This is a genomic window from Bacteroides caecigallinarum, from assembly GCF_016902295.1.
GTDB lineage: Bacteria > Bacteroidota > Bacteroidia > Bacteroidales > Bacteroidaceae > Phocaeicola > Phocaeicola caecigallinarum_A.
In genome coordinates this window covers 1-383 of the sequence record NZ_JACJLQ010000166.1, presented here as the reverse complement: position 1 = coordinate 383, position 383 = coordinate 1, and the positions used below count along the sequence as shown (strand labels likewise).

Here is a 383-nt window from a genome sequence, read left to right as displayed (position 1 = left end):
AATCAAGCCGGGAAGTTCGGTAAACCTTTCATTATATAAAGGATTCTTGGATGGTAAACTGGCCGTGCAACTGCAAGCTAACGACATTTTCAATACTTCATCTTCGGACATACTGTTGTACAGCGGTAACCGCATTATGATATATGAGCCGGAATCGCGCCGTAGCTTTGCTATGACAGTCCGCTATAAATTCAATACAGCTAAGAGCAAGTACAGGGGAACAGGCGCCGGAGACAGCCAGAAGAGCCGTATGTGAATCTGATTAAAAATAATTGAGGGTGTGTCAAAATGCATGCCCTCTTTTTTTTATGACAAAGCCTCGACTTTCCCAAGCCGAGGCTTTGTTATGTCCTAAAGATTTTGTATCTTTAAGCATAATCAAA

General features: G+C 42.0%; 1 protein-coding gene. It reads left to right on the top strand.

The features are described 5' to 3' along the window. On the top strand, nucleotides 1-256 hold a 256-nt coding region (locus H6A27_RS14650; protein WP_204509214.1), incomplete at its 5' end, for an outer membrane beta-barrel protein. Between the last annotated feature and the right edge of the window lie 127 nt (nucleotides 257-383).